This is a genomic window from Vibrio sp. 970 (assembly GCF_033339075.1).
This window is the reverse complement of the sequence record NZ_JAWOTW010000219.1, coordinates 1-779: the sequence shown is the minus strand read 5'-3', so window position 1 is coordinate 779 and position 779 is coordinate 1. Positions and strand designations below refer to the sequence as shown.

Below are 779 nucleotides of genomic sequence, written 5' to 3'. Positions count from 1 at the left end.
CAGCCGCTGGGAGTCCGTTTTCTGCCAGTATTTTACCCAGTGGGATAATGTCTTCTGCTTTATCGATGGCGATAACAGGGATGACTTTCAGAGCTTTCAATTGTTCTTTGATGCTAGACATGAGTGTTCCTTAAACGACGCCAAGCGCCGGTTGTGTGAATGCTTTGGGAATGATGGCACCGCGATGTTGAATCACAGCACCTGCCAGTGCGTTTCCTCTTTGACATGAGGCCGCGCGATCGGCGCCCGCAAGGTATGCCGATAAAAAGCCACCATTGAATGAGTCGCCCGCCGATGTGGTGTCCACCACTTGGGCGACTGGTTGGGTCGGCACGGCTTGTGGAGCCAGAGCCGCGCTCGAACCCTGATTTGTTGAGTCTTGAACTAAGCAGCCATCTGCGCCGAGCTTGACGATGCATTTGCCCACGCCAAGAGAGGTAAGGCGTTCAATGGTTTGCTCTGATGTCTCGTCACCCCAGATCAATTGCTCATCATCAAAAGTCACCAAGGCAACGTCCGTCAGTTGATACATGGCTTGGTAAACGTTTTTGACGGTTTGATTCTCGTCTTGAGGCCACAGTGCTGGGCGGAAGTTACTATCAAACGCGATTTCAACGCCTTGGGCTTTAAGCTCGACTAACAAATTAAGCAGTGAAATTCGGTCTTCTTCTGGCAAGATGGCTAGAGAGATACCGCTGAGAAACACTGCATCTACTTGAGTTAATGCTTGCTTAACCAGTCCAAAGTTTGGATGTTGAAGTTGGTAACGTGCGGCTGAT

Annotated in this window: 1 protein-coding gene and 1 pseudogene; both read right to left on the bottom strand. The window is 50.3% G+C overall.

What is annotated here, in order from left to right; genetic code table 11:
* A pseudogene (locus tag R7Q11_RS25800) lies at positions 1–121 on the bottom strand (2-dehydro-3-deoxyphosphogluconate aldolase); the annotation flags it as partial.
* 9 nt (positions 122–130) lie between these two features.
* Positions 131–779, bottom strand: a 649-nt coding sequence (locus tag R7Q11_RS25795; RefSeq protein ID WP_225466954.1) for a sugar kinase, incomplete at its 5' end; no start/stop codon positions are given.